General features: G+C 41.8%; 14 protein-coding genes. 3 read left to right on the top strand and 11 right to left on the bottom strand.

Features of this window, described 5'->3' with window-relative positions; all coding sequences use genetic code 11:
- Positions 1-59: 59 nt before the first annotated feature.
- A complete protein-coding gene (locus ACOYVE_RS13365) occupies positions 60-398 on the top strand; it encodes an arsenate reductase family protein (RefSeq protein ID WP_014855946.1) in 339 nt (112 codons plus the stop codon).
- On the opposite strand, the gene ACOYVE_RS13360 is transcribed toward ACOYVE_RS13365, so the two are convergent.
- Genes ACOYVE_RS13360 through ACOYVE_RS13320 form a run of 9 tightly spaced genes read right to left on the bottom strand, consistent with a single transcriptional unit; the run spans position 390 to position 10,333 of the window.
- Positions 390-1,010, bottom strand: coding sequence for an HAD family hydrolase (locus tag ACOYVE_RS13360; RefSeq protein WP_014855945.1), 621 nt, complete (start codon positions 1,008-1,010; stop codon positions 390-392). The genes ACOYVE_RS13365 and ACOYVE_RS13360 overlap by 9 nt on opposite strands.
- Positions 1,011-1,053: 43 nt before the next feature.
- Positions 1,054-2,142, bottom strand: a complete 1,089-nt coding sequence (locus ACOYVE_RS13355; protein WP_422882366.1) for a CotH kinase family protein — start codon at positions 2,140-2,142, stop codon at positions 1,054-1,056.
- A 41-nt stretch (positions 2,143-2,183) separates the two neighbouring features.
- Complete coding sequence (locus tag ACOYVE_RS13350) at positions 2,184-3,170, bottom strand: porin (protein WP_422882364.1); 987 nt, start codon at positions 3,168-3,170, stop codon at positions 2,184-2,186.
- On the bottom strand, positions 3,163-3,840 hold the full coding sequence (locus tag ACOYVE_RS13345; RefSeq protein ID WP_422882362.1) for a DUF4956 domain-containing protein: 678 nt from the start codon (positions 3,838-3,840) through the stop codon (positions 3,163-3,165). Before ACOYVE_RS13345 ends, ACOYVE_RS13350 begins: the two co-directional genes overlap by 8 nt.
- Positions 3,841-3,876: 36 nt before the next feature.
- Entirely contained in the window at positions 3,877-4,170 is a 294-nt protein-coding gene (locus tag ACOYVE_RS13340) for a PG0541 family transporter-associated protein (protein WP_422882360.1), read from the bottom strand.
- A 10-nt stretch (positions 4,171-4,180) separates the two neighbouring features.
- Positions 4,181-7,294 (bottom strand): efflux RND transporter permease subunit, encoded by a 3,114-nt coding sequence (locus tag ACOYVE_RS13335; RefSeq protein ID WP_014855925.1) that lies wholly within the window; start codon positions 7,292-7,294, stop codon positions 4,181-4,183.
- A 12-nt stretch (positions 7,295-7,306) separates the two neighbouring features.
- Positions 7,307-8,344, bottom strand: coding sequence for an efflux RND transporter periplasmic adaptor subunit (locus ACOYVE_RS13330; RefSeq protein WP_422882358.1), 1,038 nt, complete (start codon positions 8,342-8,344; stop codon positions 7,307-7,309).
- A gap of 2 nt (positions 8,345-8,346) precedes the next feature.
- Positions 8,347-9,684 (bottom strand): TolC family protein, encoded by a 1,338-nt coding sequence (locus tag ACOYVE_RS13325; RefSeq protein ID WP_422882356.1) that lies wholly within the window; start codon positions 9,682-9,684, stop codon positions 8,347-8,349.
- A gap of 28 nt (positions 9,685-9,712) precedes the next feature.
- On the bottom strand, positions 9,713-10,333 hold the full coding sequence (locus ACOYVE_RS13320) for a TetR/AcrR family transcriptional regulator (RefSeq protein ID WP_422882354.1): 621 nt from the start codon (positions 10,331-10,333) through the stop codon (positions 9,713-9,715).
- A gap of 386 nt (positions 10,334-10,719) precedes the next feature.
- On the opposite strand from ACOYVE_RS13320, the gene ACOYVE_RS13315 reads away from it, so the two are divergent.
- Positions 10,720-10,929, top strand: a complete 210-nt coding sequence (locus tag ACOYVE_RS13315; protein WP_014855921.1) for a cold-shock protein — start codon at positions 10,720-10,722, stop codon at positions 10,927-10,929.
- A gap of 266 nt (positions 10,930-11,195) precedes the next feature.
- Complete coding sequence (locus tag ACOYVE_RS13310; protein WP_014855920.1) at positions 11,196-11,408, top strand: cold-shock protein; 213 nt, start codon at positions 11,196-11,198, stop codon at positions 11,406-11,408.
- 48 nt (positions 11,409-11,456) lie between these two features.
- On the opposite strand, the gene ACOYVE_RS13305 is transcribed toward ACOYVE_RS13310, so the two are convergent.
- Positions 11,457-13,526 (bottom strand): insulinase family protein, encoded by a 2,070-nt coding sequence (locus tag ACOYVE_RS13305; protein WP_422882352.1) that lies wholly within the window; start codon positions 13,524-13,526, stop codon positions 11,457-11,459.
- Positions 13,527-13,546: 20 nt separating this feature from the next.
- Positions 13,547-14,872: a M16 family metallopeptidase gene (locus ACOYVE_RS13300; protein ID WP_422882351.1), complete on the bottom strand. Its 1,326-nt coding sequence runs from the start codon at positions 14,870-14,872 to the stop codon at positions 13,547-13,549.
- Positions 14,873-14,967 lie beyond the last annotated feature (95 nt).

Below are 14,967 nucleotides of genomic sequence, written 5' to 3'. Positions count from 1 at the left end.
GTCGCTAAAATATCATTTTGTAAAATGGCAAACAAAAAGTCTTCTATGGGAGAATCAAGATGAACATACAAATTATCGGAACGAAAAAATGCAACGACACAAAAAAAGCGGAACGTTTTTTTAAGGAAAGAGGAATTAAATTCCATTTCAAAGACCTTACCGAAAAAGGTTTGACAAAAGGCGAACTCGATAATATTATAAGAAAAATCAGTCTCGACGATTTGCTCGACAAAGAAGGCAAACAATACAAAAAGAGAAATCTCGAATATATGGTTTACGATATAGAAGAAGAGCTGCTCAACGATCCGTTGCTGTTAAAAACGCCGATAGTCCGGAACGGAAACGACGTAACCCTCGGATATCAACCCGATATCTGGAAAAAATGGATTTCAGAATAGCCCGTCGAGGTTAATATTCCTTGCTTTCAATTCGTCAATTAACGAGTTGTAATCGGTATATCTGACCGCATCCCAGCCGCATCGTTTGGCTCCGTCCGCATATTCCTGAATATCGTCGATAAAAAGGTGTTCTGAAGAAGGAACTCCGGTAAAAGACTCGACCGCGCGGTAAATTTTTTCTTCCGGTTTAACGGCGCCGACTTTATGCGAAAGAAAAAGTTTGTCGAAATATTTCAGGAATTCGTAATGCGAATATCCGTATTCTTCGTGAATCTCATTGGTGTTGGAAAGAAGAACAAGTTTGTAATTTTTTTTCAATACGGGCAGCAATTTTATGACGTCGTCGTTTGTAGTAAAAATGTCCGAAAAGATTCCGCAGAATTCTTCGCTGTCGACTTTGCCTTCGAGCCATTCGCACATCTTATCCAGAAACTTTTCTCGGCTGATCTTTCCCCGTTCAAAGTCTCTGTGAAATTCGTAATTGCTCGCATAAAGCCGCGCAAATTTATTTCCAAGTCCGTCTTCAATTTTATTGATTCTTTCAATTGCTTTATTATAATCAAACGGAATAAGAACGTTGCCCAGATCGAAAACAATAACCGAATAACTCATATAAATCCCCGAAATATTTTTGTAAAGATATGTTATTCCCCGCTCAGTTGAAATTTTCGAGTTGATTTTTAATGTAGCCGATTCTTTTCTCGATAAACATTTTTATGTTTTCAGATTCCCGGTCGATGTCATAACCATTTGCATTAAGCCATCTGTCGTTATTATAAGCCTCCCTTATGACGGTCTTCATCGAATCGATTTTGGGAAATAAAACCGAAGCGTTGAATACTTCTTCGAGCAATCGTTCGAAGCGAGCTTTATAGATTTTTCTGTATTTCGGATAATTCATAAGCTTACGAACAAGATAATTATCTCCCGGGAAAGCGGTTCTGTAATCGTCCCAAACGAACGTTCTGTCGAGGTCCCACGGCACAATCTCGAATTTATTCGAAAACGCATCCCGTCTCAAACAGAAATTATGAATTATCCCGTCCCAATTACATATAAGAACGGTTACAGCCCAGTATTGCAAAAATTTATCCACGTCGAATATTTTTTCGAGCTTTTCGGGGAAATCGGGTCCGTCGTAGCTCGTTGCCGCAATAAGTTTTTCGAGCGTATGATAATTTTCGTCTTCGGGAAATTTTTTTTCGTAGCCTTTCCGTACGTCGGGCAAATCTTTATAATTAAAAAATGCAAATCCGTTGTAGGCTTTATATAATTCCGACGTCTTAATATTCCTTCTGACAAAAAAATCCTCGTCAATCGGCTCGATTAAATAATAGAGCCCTTCGTAAGCGTCATTAATGTAAAAGGCTACGGGTTGAACCTCAAAAGTTATGAGGTCGGTACGTTTAAAAATTTCTATTGCGAGAAATGATTTCAACATAGAAGGATCGATCGCCTGAGAATTCAATATGACTTCCGAACCTTCGAAAAACGGATCGCTCCCCTCTTCGTAAATAATACGGAAGTTCTTTTTAAAATTGCCGCGCGAGCTGAATCCCTGATGCCTTATTTTAACTCTGTGTTCTTTGCCATTCGCATTTAACCGGGCTGTAACTTTCAGATTCGAATATGCGTTTTTCCTCAGAAGTCCGTAGTTCTCTTCCGATATTTCGATACTGTAAACGGGAAGATTATAATTTTCTACGGCAGGCGGATCGGCGATAAAATCACAGGATGCAGTCATAAGCGTCGCGAAAAGCAAGCACAAATATTTTATCGTTTCCTTTACCATCTCACCTGAAGTTGAACAATTACGCTGCTGTCCGTTAACGATCGCTTTGATTTACTAAAGGGATGATTACTTGCCGCCAAGTCGCCGTTAATCATTAATCGCGCATTGTCGTTGAAATAAAAGTTGAAACCTAACATAAGCTGAAGTTTGTTGACGTCGGTATAATCCATATTATTTACCAGAACCGCTCCCGAAAGGACGGGTTCGAAACCGCGGATAATTTTGTTTTCAAACAGAAATATTTTAGACGTAATAAATCTGACCGCTCCAAGGTAAACGTCGTTATCTCCGCCTTCGAGGGCGCTGTAATGCGATTCGACGGGATCGAGCCCGTAATAAACCTCCAGAACGGAAGCAATGCCCGATATAGTATCGAAAATTCCGGCATTAACAGCCGTTGCATTAGGAATTTCCGTATCGCGAGTACGTATTATCTGCAGATTTGCAAAAACACCGTCCAACGACGAAATAGATTTTTTAACAGCTTTAATTACATAACTTGCAGTATGAGACTCGTTATAATGCATTCCTCCCAGCAATAAAAAATCATCCCCTTCCCATTCGATTTGTATTCCCGGTTCACGGTTGACATAACCCAGCGGTTCTAAATACCGGTTAATAATACTGCGTCTTATTGTAGGCAGTTTTTCTCTCGAAGTCCATTCCTCGTAACCGAACCTCTTCTTTAAGTCGCCGACTTCAAGTTCCAAATTGTCCGACAATTCGAACTCAGCCGACGCTTCATAAAGAATAATTTCCCTGTCTTCGGAATTTCCTCTGATATCGAGTTCCACTTCCGTGTACTTATTGATTTTATATTCGAATTCCATCTTGGCTTTGTAATAGCTCTCTATATAAATTCCGTTATACTCGGCTTTGCCGCCTATTTCGAAATAACCGTCGTAGCTTACTTTCTTTTGAGAATAAAGAAGAACGGGTAAAAGTTGGATTGTCAAAAAAATCAATAATAATCTACGCATCTTTAAATTCCAGAACTGTGAAAAAGCTTTCGGCTTTATTGAACACAAAATCGAGAAATACTTTTACGGGAGTATTTTTTTTCAAATTGACTATATAGTCGACAACTAGTTTATCGTTCTTGTCGGTCTTTAGCTGGTAGATATCCCACCATTCGACTTCGGCGTCCAGCAGTTTTTCAATTGCAGCTTTGCCTTCGTTTATGTCGTTTACTAGGATCCTGAGTATGTGAGATTTTCGGGAAACCTCTTCTTCTGTAAAATTGAGCTTGGAAAAGATTATCAGCATTGTTCCGATAAAGACGGTCGAGACAAGCGCGACATAATAATACTTAAATCCGCACGCTACTCCGATAGCCATCACGAAAAAGATATAAGCGGTATCCTGAGGATTTTTAACTTTTGTGCGGAATCGAATAATCGACACCGCTCCTATAAGGCCGAACGCTCCCGCGAGATTATTGCCGATGACGAGCATAACTGACGAAACTACGGCGCTTATAAACACAAGGGTTTGAAGAAATTCCTTGCTGTACTTTTTCTTTCTGTGGGTGATGTGATAGACCCACGCTACGAAGAGCGAGAGGGCTGCAGTTGCCGAAAGGCTCAGCAGCGCCTCTCTAACTCCAAATCGAAATGATTCCAGCAATTTAAGCGTTTCCAGGCTATGCATAATTTCCTCCCCCGGTTTACCGGGGCAATTTATTTATCAAACCATCTTTTCAATATTCCACACAAAAGCGTGAATACCCTGCTCTTCCGCTTCGCGATTGATTTGACGCACTTCCTCGAGCAACGGGTCTACCTTATCGTCTTCTATAACCGTAAGCACAACGGCATTTTGACTCGGCCAGATATGCGTGCCGAGGTGGGGCTCGCCTTTATCCGAGCCCTGACCGTGCACGTTAATAAATCTTGTAAAGCCTCGAATGGATAATTTTTCCAGAGCTTCGTCCACTTCCTCGGTTATACCGTGATTATATACAATCATTACAGCTTTCATTTTTCACCTCTCAGTCTACAATTTTTTTCTGTTTAACTTTAGTTTCGAAATACGAATAGAGAACGGGCACTAGAATCAGCGTAATCAACGTCGAGAAAAAGAGACCGCCGATAGTCGAAATGCCTAGCGGCTGCCATATTTCCGAACCCTCGCCCGTGCTGATTGCCAGCGGCAGCAGACCCAGCAAAGTAGTAAATGTGGTCATCAATACGGGACGCAGTCTGTTTCTGCCCGAATAAATAATCGCTTCGCGTAATTCATAACCGCGGGCTCTTGTAATATTCGTAAAGTCGACAAGCACAATAGCGTTCTTAACTACTATACCGACGAGCATAATACTGCCGAGGAATGCGATCACGCTGAAAGGAATTCCCGTAATAAAGAGAGCGATGAAAACGCCCGTAAAAGCAAACGGCACCGAGAACATAATTATAAACGGATCGAGCAGCGATTCGAACTGAGCGGCCATAACCATATATACCAATATAACGCTAAGCGCAAGCAGCAGCATCAAGTCTTTGAAAGTATCGCTCTGTTGTTCGATCTGCCCGCCGTATTCGATAGTTGTATTCGGAGGCAATTCGATACCGGCAACAAAGTTTTGAATGTCCGAAGTAACTTCGCCGAGGGATCTGCCTTCGACGTCGGAGAGCACTGCAATCACGCGCTCCTGCTCTCTTCTTTTGATAGTAGGAGGAGAATACGCCTGAACTACTTTGCCGACGTCTTTCAGTCTGACGGTCGTTCCCAGCAAGGTTTTAACAGGCAGATTTTCGATGTCGTCTATGCTGGTTTTCTTTTCAGGCGGAAGACTGATAAAGATATCGTACTCGTCTCCCAACTCCCTGTATGTAGTCGAAGTAATGCCGTAATAATGACTTCTCAGAGCGTTTCCAACCATAGCCGTATTTAATCCGCTCATCGCCATTTTATCGCGCTGCAAAACTATCTGCAATTCGGGCCGCGGGTCTCCGATGTCGATACGAACGTCTCTGGTGCCTTCGATTGAATTCATATATTCTTTAATGCTGTTAGCGATTTTGTACGATTCATCGAGGTCGGGACCGATAATATCGACTTCCACGGGAGCGCCGGTAGCCCCTGTTAAAAACGCGCCGGCTCCGGCCGTATTTACGCTAATGCTTTTTATTCCCACAAACGAATTGAGCCGTTCCCTCAGCGCATCAGCCATTTCAAATACGGAACGGTTTCTCTCGTCTATCTTCGACGTTTTGAATTGGAATGTAGCTATATTCGTGCCTTCGCTTTGACCGAACAGAACAGAAGAAAAGCCCTGGTCGTTAACTCCCGAGCGGGCTGTCATATATTGAACTTCCGGAAAATCTTCTTTAACAATACGTTCGATTTCCTTTACGTAATTGATGGTTTCTTCGAGTCTTTTGCCGGGTTCTATTTCCAAAGTGAGCTGGAACTGCGAGGAATCCGATTTCGGTATGAATTCGGTTCCCAACGTTCCCAATAACATTATGGAAGAGGCAAATATCAACAAAGCGGTCAGCACTACGGTTTTGCGATGATCCAAAGCCCATTTGAGAACTCTTGTATAAAAATTATCGACGCTCTCTAAAGCGGACGATAAGCCTTCATCAATTTTTTTAAGCAGAGGATTCTTTATCGGTTTTTCTTCTTTGCGCGATTTCAGAAGTTTAGAAGAAAGCATCGGAATGAGCGTCAACGCCGCGAGTAACGAAACAAGAATCATTACCGTAACAAGAAATCCGAGCTGATTAAAAAGAATTCCGGCTATACCCGAAATAAACACCAGCGGGAAAAATACCGCCACGATAGTAAACGTGGCTGCGGCGACGGCAAGCCCCACTTCGGAAGAGCCGAAAACAGCAGCTTCGCGCGGTCGCGCTCCCCGTTCTACGTGTCGAGCTATATTTTCGAGTATAACTATCGCGTCGTCTACCACCAATCCGACCGCAATAGACAAGGAAGAAAGAGAAATAATATTTATAGTATTGCCCGAAAAATAGAGATAAATAAATGCGCCGATTAATGACACAGGTAATGTTAGCACGATAATGAATGTGGCTCGCCACTTTCTAAGAAACAGCAACACTACAAAAGAAACAAATACGGCTCCGAGCAATACCGCTTCTGTAAGATTATTCACCGATTGAATAATAAATTCGGACGAGTCCTGGGTTATATCGATTTTAACGTCCGAAGGCAGATTCTTTTTGAGTTCCTCGATTTTGGCTTTTACATCTTCGGCAACCTGCACCGTATTGGCGCCGGACTGTTTCTGGACGATAATGAAAAGTCCTCTGCCGCCGTTAAGACGAACGTCGATCGTTCTGTCCTTCAAGCTGTCCTTAACTACGGCTACGTCTTTAAGATAGACTAATCTGCCTCCCGATTGGGAAACGACAATATTTTTTATATCATTAACATCAGTAAATTCGCCTGGTACTCTGAGGTTGTACTCCATGTCTCCGACTTTAATAGAGCCGGAGGGGAGGTTCACGTTTTCAGCCTGTAATATTTGGGATATCTGCGCCGGCGAAATATTGTAGGCCTCGAGCTTTTTAGCGTCGACATTAATCAATATTTGTCTTACCGGGCCGCCGAAAGCCTGAACCGTGCCCACGCCGTTAACGCGTTTGAGCGGGTCGATTATTTCTCTTTCGACAAGTTTGTTGAGTCCTACATAGCTTTCTTCAGCCTGAACCGCAATAAAGAGGATCGGGAATATATTTGTGCTGAATTTAAAGATGATCGGGTCTTCGGCGTCGTCCGGAAGATTTCGCTTTGCAAATTCGAGAGCCGAACGGATATCGTTCGAAGCCTCGTCGAGATTTGTGCCGTATTCGAATTCGAGCTGAACAACCGAAATATTGTCGATCGATACAGATGAAATCTTTTTAAGATTTGTAACGGAGCTCAAACCGCTTTCTATTTTTTTACTTACATTTATTTCAACGTCCTGCGCGCTGGCGCCCGGATATTGCGTCAAAACGCTTATGTAAGGCGGATCGATTTCCGGGAACAAATCGATAGGCAATCTCTGAAAGGAAACCAATCCGATTATAACTATCGCTATAAACAGCATGATAGTTGTTATCGGTCTTCTTACTGAAATTTCTGGTAGATTCATTTCCCTCTCCTTTTACTCTGCTTTAGCTTTGATTTCGACGGCGGAACCGTCTTTCAGGAGTCCCTGACCTTTAGTAACAAGGTAATCTCCCTCGGACAATCCGCTTACTATTTCCACAACAGAATTAAATTCCTTGCCTAATTTTAATTCCACTCGTTTAGCCGTATTGTTCTTTACAATGAATCCGTAATAAGCGTCGGAACCGAGCTGTTTTAACGCAGCCGAGCGGTTTATAATAATGCCGTCTTTAGCTCCGATTTCAATTGAAGCCCTTACAAACATTCCAGGACGCAGAAGATTACCGTCATTTGGCACTTTGACTTCCGCCTGGAATGTCCTTGTAGCGGGATTTATAGCAGGATTAATCCTGTTAATTACTCCCTTAAATTCCTTATCGGGATATATATCCGTTTTTACTATTACAGTTTGACCTGTTTTAACAAGATTAAAATCTGATTCGCTTACATTCAGAATTAATTTCAAAGGATTTAATTGCATCAACGTTACAATTGTGGGAGCCCCTCCTGTGGGCGCCAGCAAAAAGATTTCCCCGTCGTTCAATTTTTTGGACGTTACCACTCCGGAAAACGGAGCTCTGAATTGAGTGTTTGTAAGCAAAAGGTTATACGATTTCTCAGCCGATTCGTAAGCGGCTTTTACCTGATCGAACTGAGACTGTGAAACGGAGCCGGTTTCGTAGAGCGGTTTCATTCTTTCGTAATTGTCTTTTGCCAGTTGGTACTGAAGTTTAGCCTGAATCAATTGGGTGTCGTCCATCTGAAAAAGCAGATCGCCTTCTTTAACATAGCTGCCTTCTTCGACAAAAATCTTTTCGACTCTACCGGTTGTCTGCGCGCCCAGATTGGCTTCTTTCCAGGGCTGCAGAGTGCCGACGAGTTCGATTTCTCTTTCAATGCTGGTCTTTACAACTTTGGTTACTTCGACCGGCACGGTTTTATCCGCTTTAATTTCTTCTTTTTTCGAAGAACAACCGGTAAATCCGATAAACAAGAGAAGCAATAAAGCCGCCAAAATTTTATTCGATTTCATTTTTAGTTCTCCTTGATTTCATAATTAAAACTTTTGCCCGTTATCTCGTGCAGATCGGCAAGCGCCGAATGGAAATCGTAAACCGCCTGCAGACGATTTAATTTAGCCTGTCGCAGCGCAAGTTCGGCGTCGTTAACTTCGAGTTGAGTGCTCAATCCGTTTTCGAGTCGCGTTTTGGCTATTTCATATCCCTTTTGCGCCTGTTCGACGGTTTTCGACTGCGCTTCTATTCTTTTAACAGCCTGCGATATATTGTAGATAACGCTGCTTATCTGAGTTTTAATTGCTTTTAAGAATCCTTCTTTTTGTTCGACCGCCTGGTTGAGCGAAATTTCCGCTTGTTCCACCAGAGCGTTTGTTTTAAAACCGTTGAATATCGGCAGTTGAACCTGCACGCCGACAAGGAAAGTTTTTACCCATTTATAATCCTGGAATTTGAAGTCGTTCGACTGGGTTTGATATTGATAGTTGCTGAAAGCTGCAAGCGACGGATAATATGCGGCTTTCTGAAACGACACGCTCTTTTGGCTGATTTCGACCTGTTTATCGAGCATTTCGAGCTGAGGATTATTTTTCAAAACTTCTTCGAGCGCCGCATTATATTCGGGAACGATATAATTCTCGTCGTAATTAAGTTCGCCCGTTACGTCGATATTTTTAGATGCATCAAGACCAATTGTAACTTTGAGACCGTCGAGAGCCAATTTATAGTTGTTTTCGGCTTGCAATACAGCCGGTCTTAAATTTTCCACCTGGACTTCGGCGCGCAACAAATCATAATCGGACATAAGTCCCTGCGCGTTTAATTTCCTGATATTTTCGAGATTGTCCTGTGCGTTTTTTAAGCTTTGCTGCATTACAATTTTATATTCGCGGGCTAGCAATACGCCGAGGAATGATTTTTTAACGCTGGTAACTGTTTTTATTTCGGTGTTGCGTAAATTTACTTTTGCAATATCAATTCCGAGCGAGGCAGTTTTTGTGCCTTCAATTAAGGAAAGAGAAAAAATCGGAAGGCTCAAGCTGACAGCCGCATTGTATGAATTGTCCGATCCGATTTCGAGCGTCGTTCCGAAAGGGGATCCGGGAGGCAGAAAAATAACCGGTTTATTGATATATCTTTGATACTGCGCGCTTGCGTCGATTTTGGGATAATAGCCGCTGACGGTTTCCCTGAATTTTTCTTCCGACTTGTTAACTTCCATACGCGCAATTTTAACATTCGGATTGTTCTCGAGGGCTAATTTAATAGCCGTATCGATATCGAGGACGAGTTTTTCGTTTGTTTGACCGAAAACAAGTCCCGCCGACATTGCGATTAACAACCAGATTTTTTTCACTTTTTATCCTCTCTTTTGTTTATTAAACTTATTTTTTGGGGAGGTCCAATTCCTTTAACTTTTTCCTTCCTTCATCGGTAAGAATGCCTTCGAAAATAATTCGGGAAAAATAGATGTGGGCATTCTTTTCCGTAATAGGAAGTTCCTTGATTACCTCCGGAGTAATAATATTGTGAACGGAAGAAATCAAAACAGCGACCAGTTCGCTCAGAATATCGTTTCTGAAAAAACCGCTTTTGGTTCCTTCGTCGAGTATTCTGACAATGCGGCTTCGCGCTTGTTCTTTTCGATATTCTTTCAGCTCCGCCCAGATACCGGGATGATTGTGCACAAGGTCTTTTATCATATTTCCTTCAAAGCGGGCTGAATTTTTTGTCACATATTCCATAAGCCGTTTCAGCTTTTCAAAAAAGTCGAGGCTTTCGTTATTAAACAGCTCGTCAAAAAATGTTTCGAAATCGACTTTAATCTTCTTAATTACTTCTCGGAGAATATGTTCTTTGTTGGAAAAATGTTTGTATAATGTCTTTTTACTGATGCCGAGGTCGGCGGCAATTTCTTCCATTGTAACTTTGCCGAAGCCGTATTTTTGGAATTTCTCTTCGGCTAAGGCTAAAATACGATCCTGTAATTCTAAATTTTCGCTCAAAATAACACCTTTAATCCTATTCTATGGAAACGAAATTTGTGTAATTCGTTTCCTCAAATATATAACCTCTTCGTTGTTCTGTCAAGCATATTTCAAAAATCTTCTTAAGAAAAGTGGAGAATATTTGTATTATCTAAAAACATCTATTCGGTAAACGCCCGGATTATGCCGGCAAAATATCCGAAATCACGCATTTTTTAACATTGCTAAATTTATTTTTAGTTCCATTAGGATATTAATTATTATTTACGTATGTTTGTTATTGAAAGACAGTTGATATAGAAGTTTACTAAGAAGTAATAGCAAACCGCTTAACCCTCAGTAGTAGTTCCATAGCACCTGTCATAAAAAAACACAAACAACAATCAAAAAAAAGGAGCACTCTTATGGCAGAGCGCAAAACAGGAACTGTTAAATGGTTTAACAGCTCAAAAGGTTACGGATTTATTTCACAAGAAAACGGCGAAGACGTATTCGTTCATTATCAGGCTATCGTAAGCCAGGGATACAAATCCTTAGACGAAAACGACAACGTGGAATTCAATATTACTCAGGGTCCCAAGGGGCTGCAAGCTACCGAAGTGAAAGTAATATAAAAATAAATTTCAAAAGCCCCGCAACGACGGGGCTTTTTTTTATACAATTCAGAAAACCCTTCTGCAAATGCAACGGCATCGTTTTATACAGACCGCATTTTATTATTCATTTGGAAGTAAAAGAATAATTTCTTAAGTTAGTACCCGTAAGACAGTTGTTTTAGAAGTATACGAAGTAGTAGAAGCAACCCGCTCGAACCCTCAGTAGTTCTTAACCTCTGTCTAAAATAAACGTATTTACAAATTTATTTTAAGGAGCATCTGTTATGGCAGAGCGCAAAACAGGATCTGTTAAATGGTTTAACAGTTCAAAAGGTTACGGATTTATTTCACAAGAAAACGGCGAAGACGTTTTTGTTCATTATCAGTCGATTGTAGGCGAAGGCTACAAGACGCTGAATGAAAACGACAAAGTTGAATTCAGTGTTACTCAGGGTCCGAAAGGTCTTCAAGCATCCGAAGTGAAAGTAATTCAGTAAGCAAATAAACCAAAAGCCCCCGTTTCAGCGGGGGCTTTTTTATCCTCTCTATTTAACCTCAAACAACGAATCCGGCAAACCTGTATTTATCTCAATTCCATTTACGTTTAATTCTATCGACTGAGGTCCGAAACTCTGTATATATTTGAACGGGTATTTAACCCCGTCCACTTCTTTATAATCGCTCATATCCATTGTTTGAGTAAAGCTTCCTTGCGGAGTCGAAATCGAAGATACGCTCCTAATTAACAACCAAGTATCGGGGTCGTAGTATTGCGTGGTCTTTTTGCCTCCGGCGGAGGTCAATACCACCCGGTATGCGTCTTTTCCGTTAATGTTTTCCATTCCCGTCAGTTCGGGTGTGATTCCGTATTTCGAATAATCGAGCACGGCGTCGAGAGCTTCGTTTTTGAGCGACTCGAGTTGATCGCCTTGAAGTTCCTGTTTCTGACCCATTGCTTCCACGTAACCTTTCTCGCCGTCGAAGACGGTCTTTTGCTTAAAGACCCCGGCGTCGACTTCCTGGTACAATTTGTTGGGGTATTTTTGATAGAGCGTCACATTTACATTCATACCCTGCATCGATCCGCTCATTTTAACGGTTCTGTCCTTAACCGCCGCAAGCTTGTCGGCTCCGCCGACCGCCTCGACGTAATTTCTGATTACCTGCTCCGCCGTCAAGCCTTCGGGTATTTTTTTCATTGTCGGGTCATACGGATTGCCGTTAATGTCGTAATATTCGATTTTATTCGTAACTGTAAATTTAGTCAGCTTGTCGGCTACTTCGTCTACGCTGCCGACCACCAGAATGTAAGCATTATTCGGCTTTATATATTTTTTTGCCGTATTGTACACGTCGTCTATCGTAACGGCGGCGAGATTTTTCAGATAATTTTTGTAATAATCTTTCGGAAGATTATAACGCGCTGTATTAACCGCAAAACGGGCAATCGTAGCCGGATTTTCGAGGTCGCGAATAAAATTGCCCGTCAAATAATTTTTGGCTTTTGCCAATTCGTCCTCAGATACCTTTTCGCTGCGTATTCTTTTCATCTCCTTCAATATTTCGGCTACGGCGCTGTCCGTAACGCTGTTGCGCACTTGCGCAAATGCAAAGTAAGTTCCCACTATCGGATCCGGTCGCAGCGCCGAATAAGCGCCGTAGGTATAAGCCTTATCTTCGCGGAGATTCATAAACAATCTACCCGTTGCGCTGCCGCCCAATATCAGATTTGCTACAGACGCTTTGATAGCGTCTTCCGATCCTACGGGCAATTCTACCGGATAACAAACCGATATAACGGATTGGACGGAATTTGCCCTGTCCACCATTGCAACTTTCGTAATAAGAGGAGGCTTGGGCGTGTTATACTTATGTTCCGGAACGTTTCCCTTTTGCCAGCCGCCGAGATATTTTTCCACAAGTTGTTTTGCTTCTTCAAGACTAATATCCCCGACAATTGCCAGATAAGAAATGTTGGGTTTGAAATATGTTTGATAGTAATTTTTACATGCATCCAGACTGATCGCATTCACTGTTTCTTCCGTTTCGAGTTCTCCATACGGATGATCTTTACCGAACATCAACACCGAACGAACTCGTCTTGCTATTGCATTCGGTTCGTCTTTCGATGCCGCAAGAGAGGAAATCATTTGTTTTTTGACCTTGTCGAGCTCTTCCTGTTTGAACTCCGAATTCATAATAACGTCAGCCATAATCTCGAATATTTTGTCTTTATATTTCGAGAGCGCCGACGCCGTTATATTGTCGGCCGAAGTTGAAAACGAAGCGCCCAGAAAATCGATTTCTTCGTCGAGTTTGTCTTTCGTTCTGTTTTTTGTTCCGGTTCGCAATAACTCGCCAACGGCTTCCACATATCCGGTTTGCTCTTTTTGCAGCGCCGGGTCGGAATCGACTTGTAAATAAAAAGTAACTTTCGGCAGTTTGTGATTTTCCACCACGAAAACTTTGAGACCGTTCGGCAGTTCGAACGACTCGTATTCTCCGAGTTGAATTTCGGGCGCGGGTCCCGGCTCGGGCAATCGGCTTCGATCGACTTGAGCCAATACGGGAATCAAACCCGCAATTAATAAAAGTGAAATTATTTTCTTAAACATTTCTATGCTCCGTTAAATTTTTATTTCTTTTCCATTGATTTGGGCAAATAATAAAGAACGACTCTGTTTTCTTTCGTGAAGTATTTATTGGCTACGCGTTTAATATCTTCGCGTGTAACTTTCATATAACGTTCGATTTCCGTATTAATCAGATTCGGATCGCCGAAATAAACCAGATAGTCGGCAAGATTTTCTGCAATGCCAGCGACTCTCGAATTTTGATTGACAAAATCCGATTCAATTTGATTGCGCACTTTTTGGAATTCGTACTCGCTTATCAATTCTTTTTTTACTTTATCGATTTCCGATTCAATAGCATTCTCCAGATCTTCGGCTTTAACGCCTACGTTCGTAAGTCCGTAAACAATAAAAAGTCCGGGGTCTTCCAGAGACAGGGGAATCGAACCGACCGCCAAAGCCATCTGCTTTTTATCCTTTATTTCCTTTTGAAGACGAGCGCTTTCTCCTCCCGACAACAGAGTCGTCAGCAGGCGCAATGCGTAATAATCGGGCGTTCCCTGTTCGGGAATGTGATATGCAAGCACAACCATCGGAAGTTGTACGTTGTCGTAGACTATTTCCCTTATTTCTTTTTGCTGAGGCGGCTCGACTACTTCAGGTCTCGGAATCGGTTTATTCCCTCTTGGAATATCGCCGAAATATTTTTCAACCAGTTTTTTGGTTTCTTCAATATCGATGTCGCCCGCTATCGAAAGCGTAGCATTTTCAGGCACGTAAAACGTCTTATAGAATTCTATGAATTCTTCCAGCTTTGCCTGGTCGATATATTGCGCGCTTCCGATCGGAATCCATCTGTACGGATGCACTTTATATGCGTTGCTGAATATCTTTTCGAGCAGCGAACCGTAAGGACGGTTTTCGTAGCTCTGTTTTCTTTCTTCTTTAACCACTTTCCTCTGGGTTTCCACTCCGATACTGTCGATTTTCAGATGAAGCATCCTTTCGGATTCGAGATAGAGCCCAAGTTCAAGCTGATTCGAAGGGAGTATTTCATAATAAAAAGTTCTGTCGAATGAAGTATTTGCATTCAATTGCCCTCCGGCAGATTCCACAATCTTAAAATATTCTCCCCTCCCAATATTGGGCGAGCCCTCGAACATCAGATGTTCGAAAAAATGCGCAAAGCCCGTACGTTCCGGGTCTTCGTTTTTGCTTCCGACGTGATACAACACCGTAACGGCTACGATCGGAGTCGAGTTATCCCGGTGCAAAATGACATTCAAACCGTTATCGAGTTTATAATGGACAAACTCGATTTTTTTAGTTTGAGCCGTAATAAAACCGGATATCAGAAACAGGAATAAAAATGAAATATGTCTTTTCATTGGTTCTCCATAAATAAATTGGGATGATAATAATTCAATTTGAAAGTATCATTACGGAAAATAAAACAAAATTTTATTTATATTAAATAAAAAAA

Origin of the sequence: Melioribacter sp. (genome assembly GCF_049325435.1) — a bacterium.
In the GTDB taxonomy this organism is placed as follows: Bacteria; Bacteroidota; Ignavibacteria; order Ignavibacteriales; family Melioribacteraceae; genus Melioribacter; species Melioribacter roseus.
The sequence above is the reverse complement of the archived record's forward strand: the minus strand, read 5'-3'. Positions and strand labels throughout refer to the sequence as shown.

What these genes read in the sequence shown, in the direction of transcription:
- ACOYVE_RS13350 (WP_422882364.1), bottom strand. Translation starts at nt 3,170, where the DNA reads ATGCGTAGATTATTATTGATTTTTTTGACAATCCAACTTTTACCCGTT.
- ACOYVE_RS13365 (WP_014855946.1), top strand. Translation starts at nt 60, where the DNA reads ATGAACATACAAATTATCGGAACGAAAAAATGCAACGACACAAAAAAA.
- ACOYVE_RS13360 (WP_014855945.1), bottom strand. Translation starts at nt 1,010, where the DNA reads ATGAGTTATTCGGTTATTGTTTTCGATCTGGGCAACGTTCTTATTCCG.
- ACOYVE_RS13345 (WP_422882362.1), bottom strand. Translation starts at nt 3,840, where the DNA reads ATGCATAGCCTGGAAACGCTTAAATTGCTGGAATCATTTCGATTTGGA.
- ACOYVE_RS13330 (WP_422882358.1), bottom strand. Translation starts at nt 8,344, where the DNA reads ATGAAATCGAATAAAATTTTGGCGGCTTTATTGCTTCTCTTGTTTATC.
- ACOYVE_RS13355 (WP_422882366.1), bottom strand. Translation starts at nt 2,142, where the DNA reads ATGACTGCATCCTGTGATTTTATCGCCGATCCGCCTGCCGTAGAAAAT.
- ACOYVE_RS13315 (WP_014855921.1), top strand. Translation starts at nt 10,720, where the DNA reads ATGGCAGAGCGCAAAACAGGAACTGTTAAATGGTTTAACAGCTCAAAA.
- ACOYVE_RS13305 (WP_422882352.1), bottom strand. Translation starts at nt 13,526, where the DNA reads ATGTTTAAGAAAATAATTTCACTTTTATTAATTGCGGGTTTGATTCCC.
- ACOYVE_RS13340 (WP_422882360.1), bottom strand. Translation starts at nt 4,170, where the DNA reads ATGAAAGCTGTAATGATTGTATATAATCACGGTATAACCGAGGAAGTG.
- ACOYVE_RS13300 (WP_422882351.1), bottom strand. Translation starts at nt 14,872, where the DNA reads ATGAAAAGACATATTTCATTTTTATTCCTGTTTCTGATATCCGGTTTT.
- ACOYVE_RS13335 (WP_014855925.1), bottom strand. Translation starts at nt 7,294, where the DNA reads ATGAATCTACCAGAAATTTCAGTAAGAAGACCGATAACAACTATCATG.
- ACOYVE_RS13310 (WP_014855920.1), top strand. Translation starts at nt 11,196, where the DNA reads ATGGCAGAGCGCAAAACAGGATCTGTTAAATGGTTTAACAGTTCAAAA.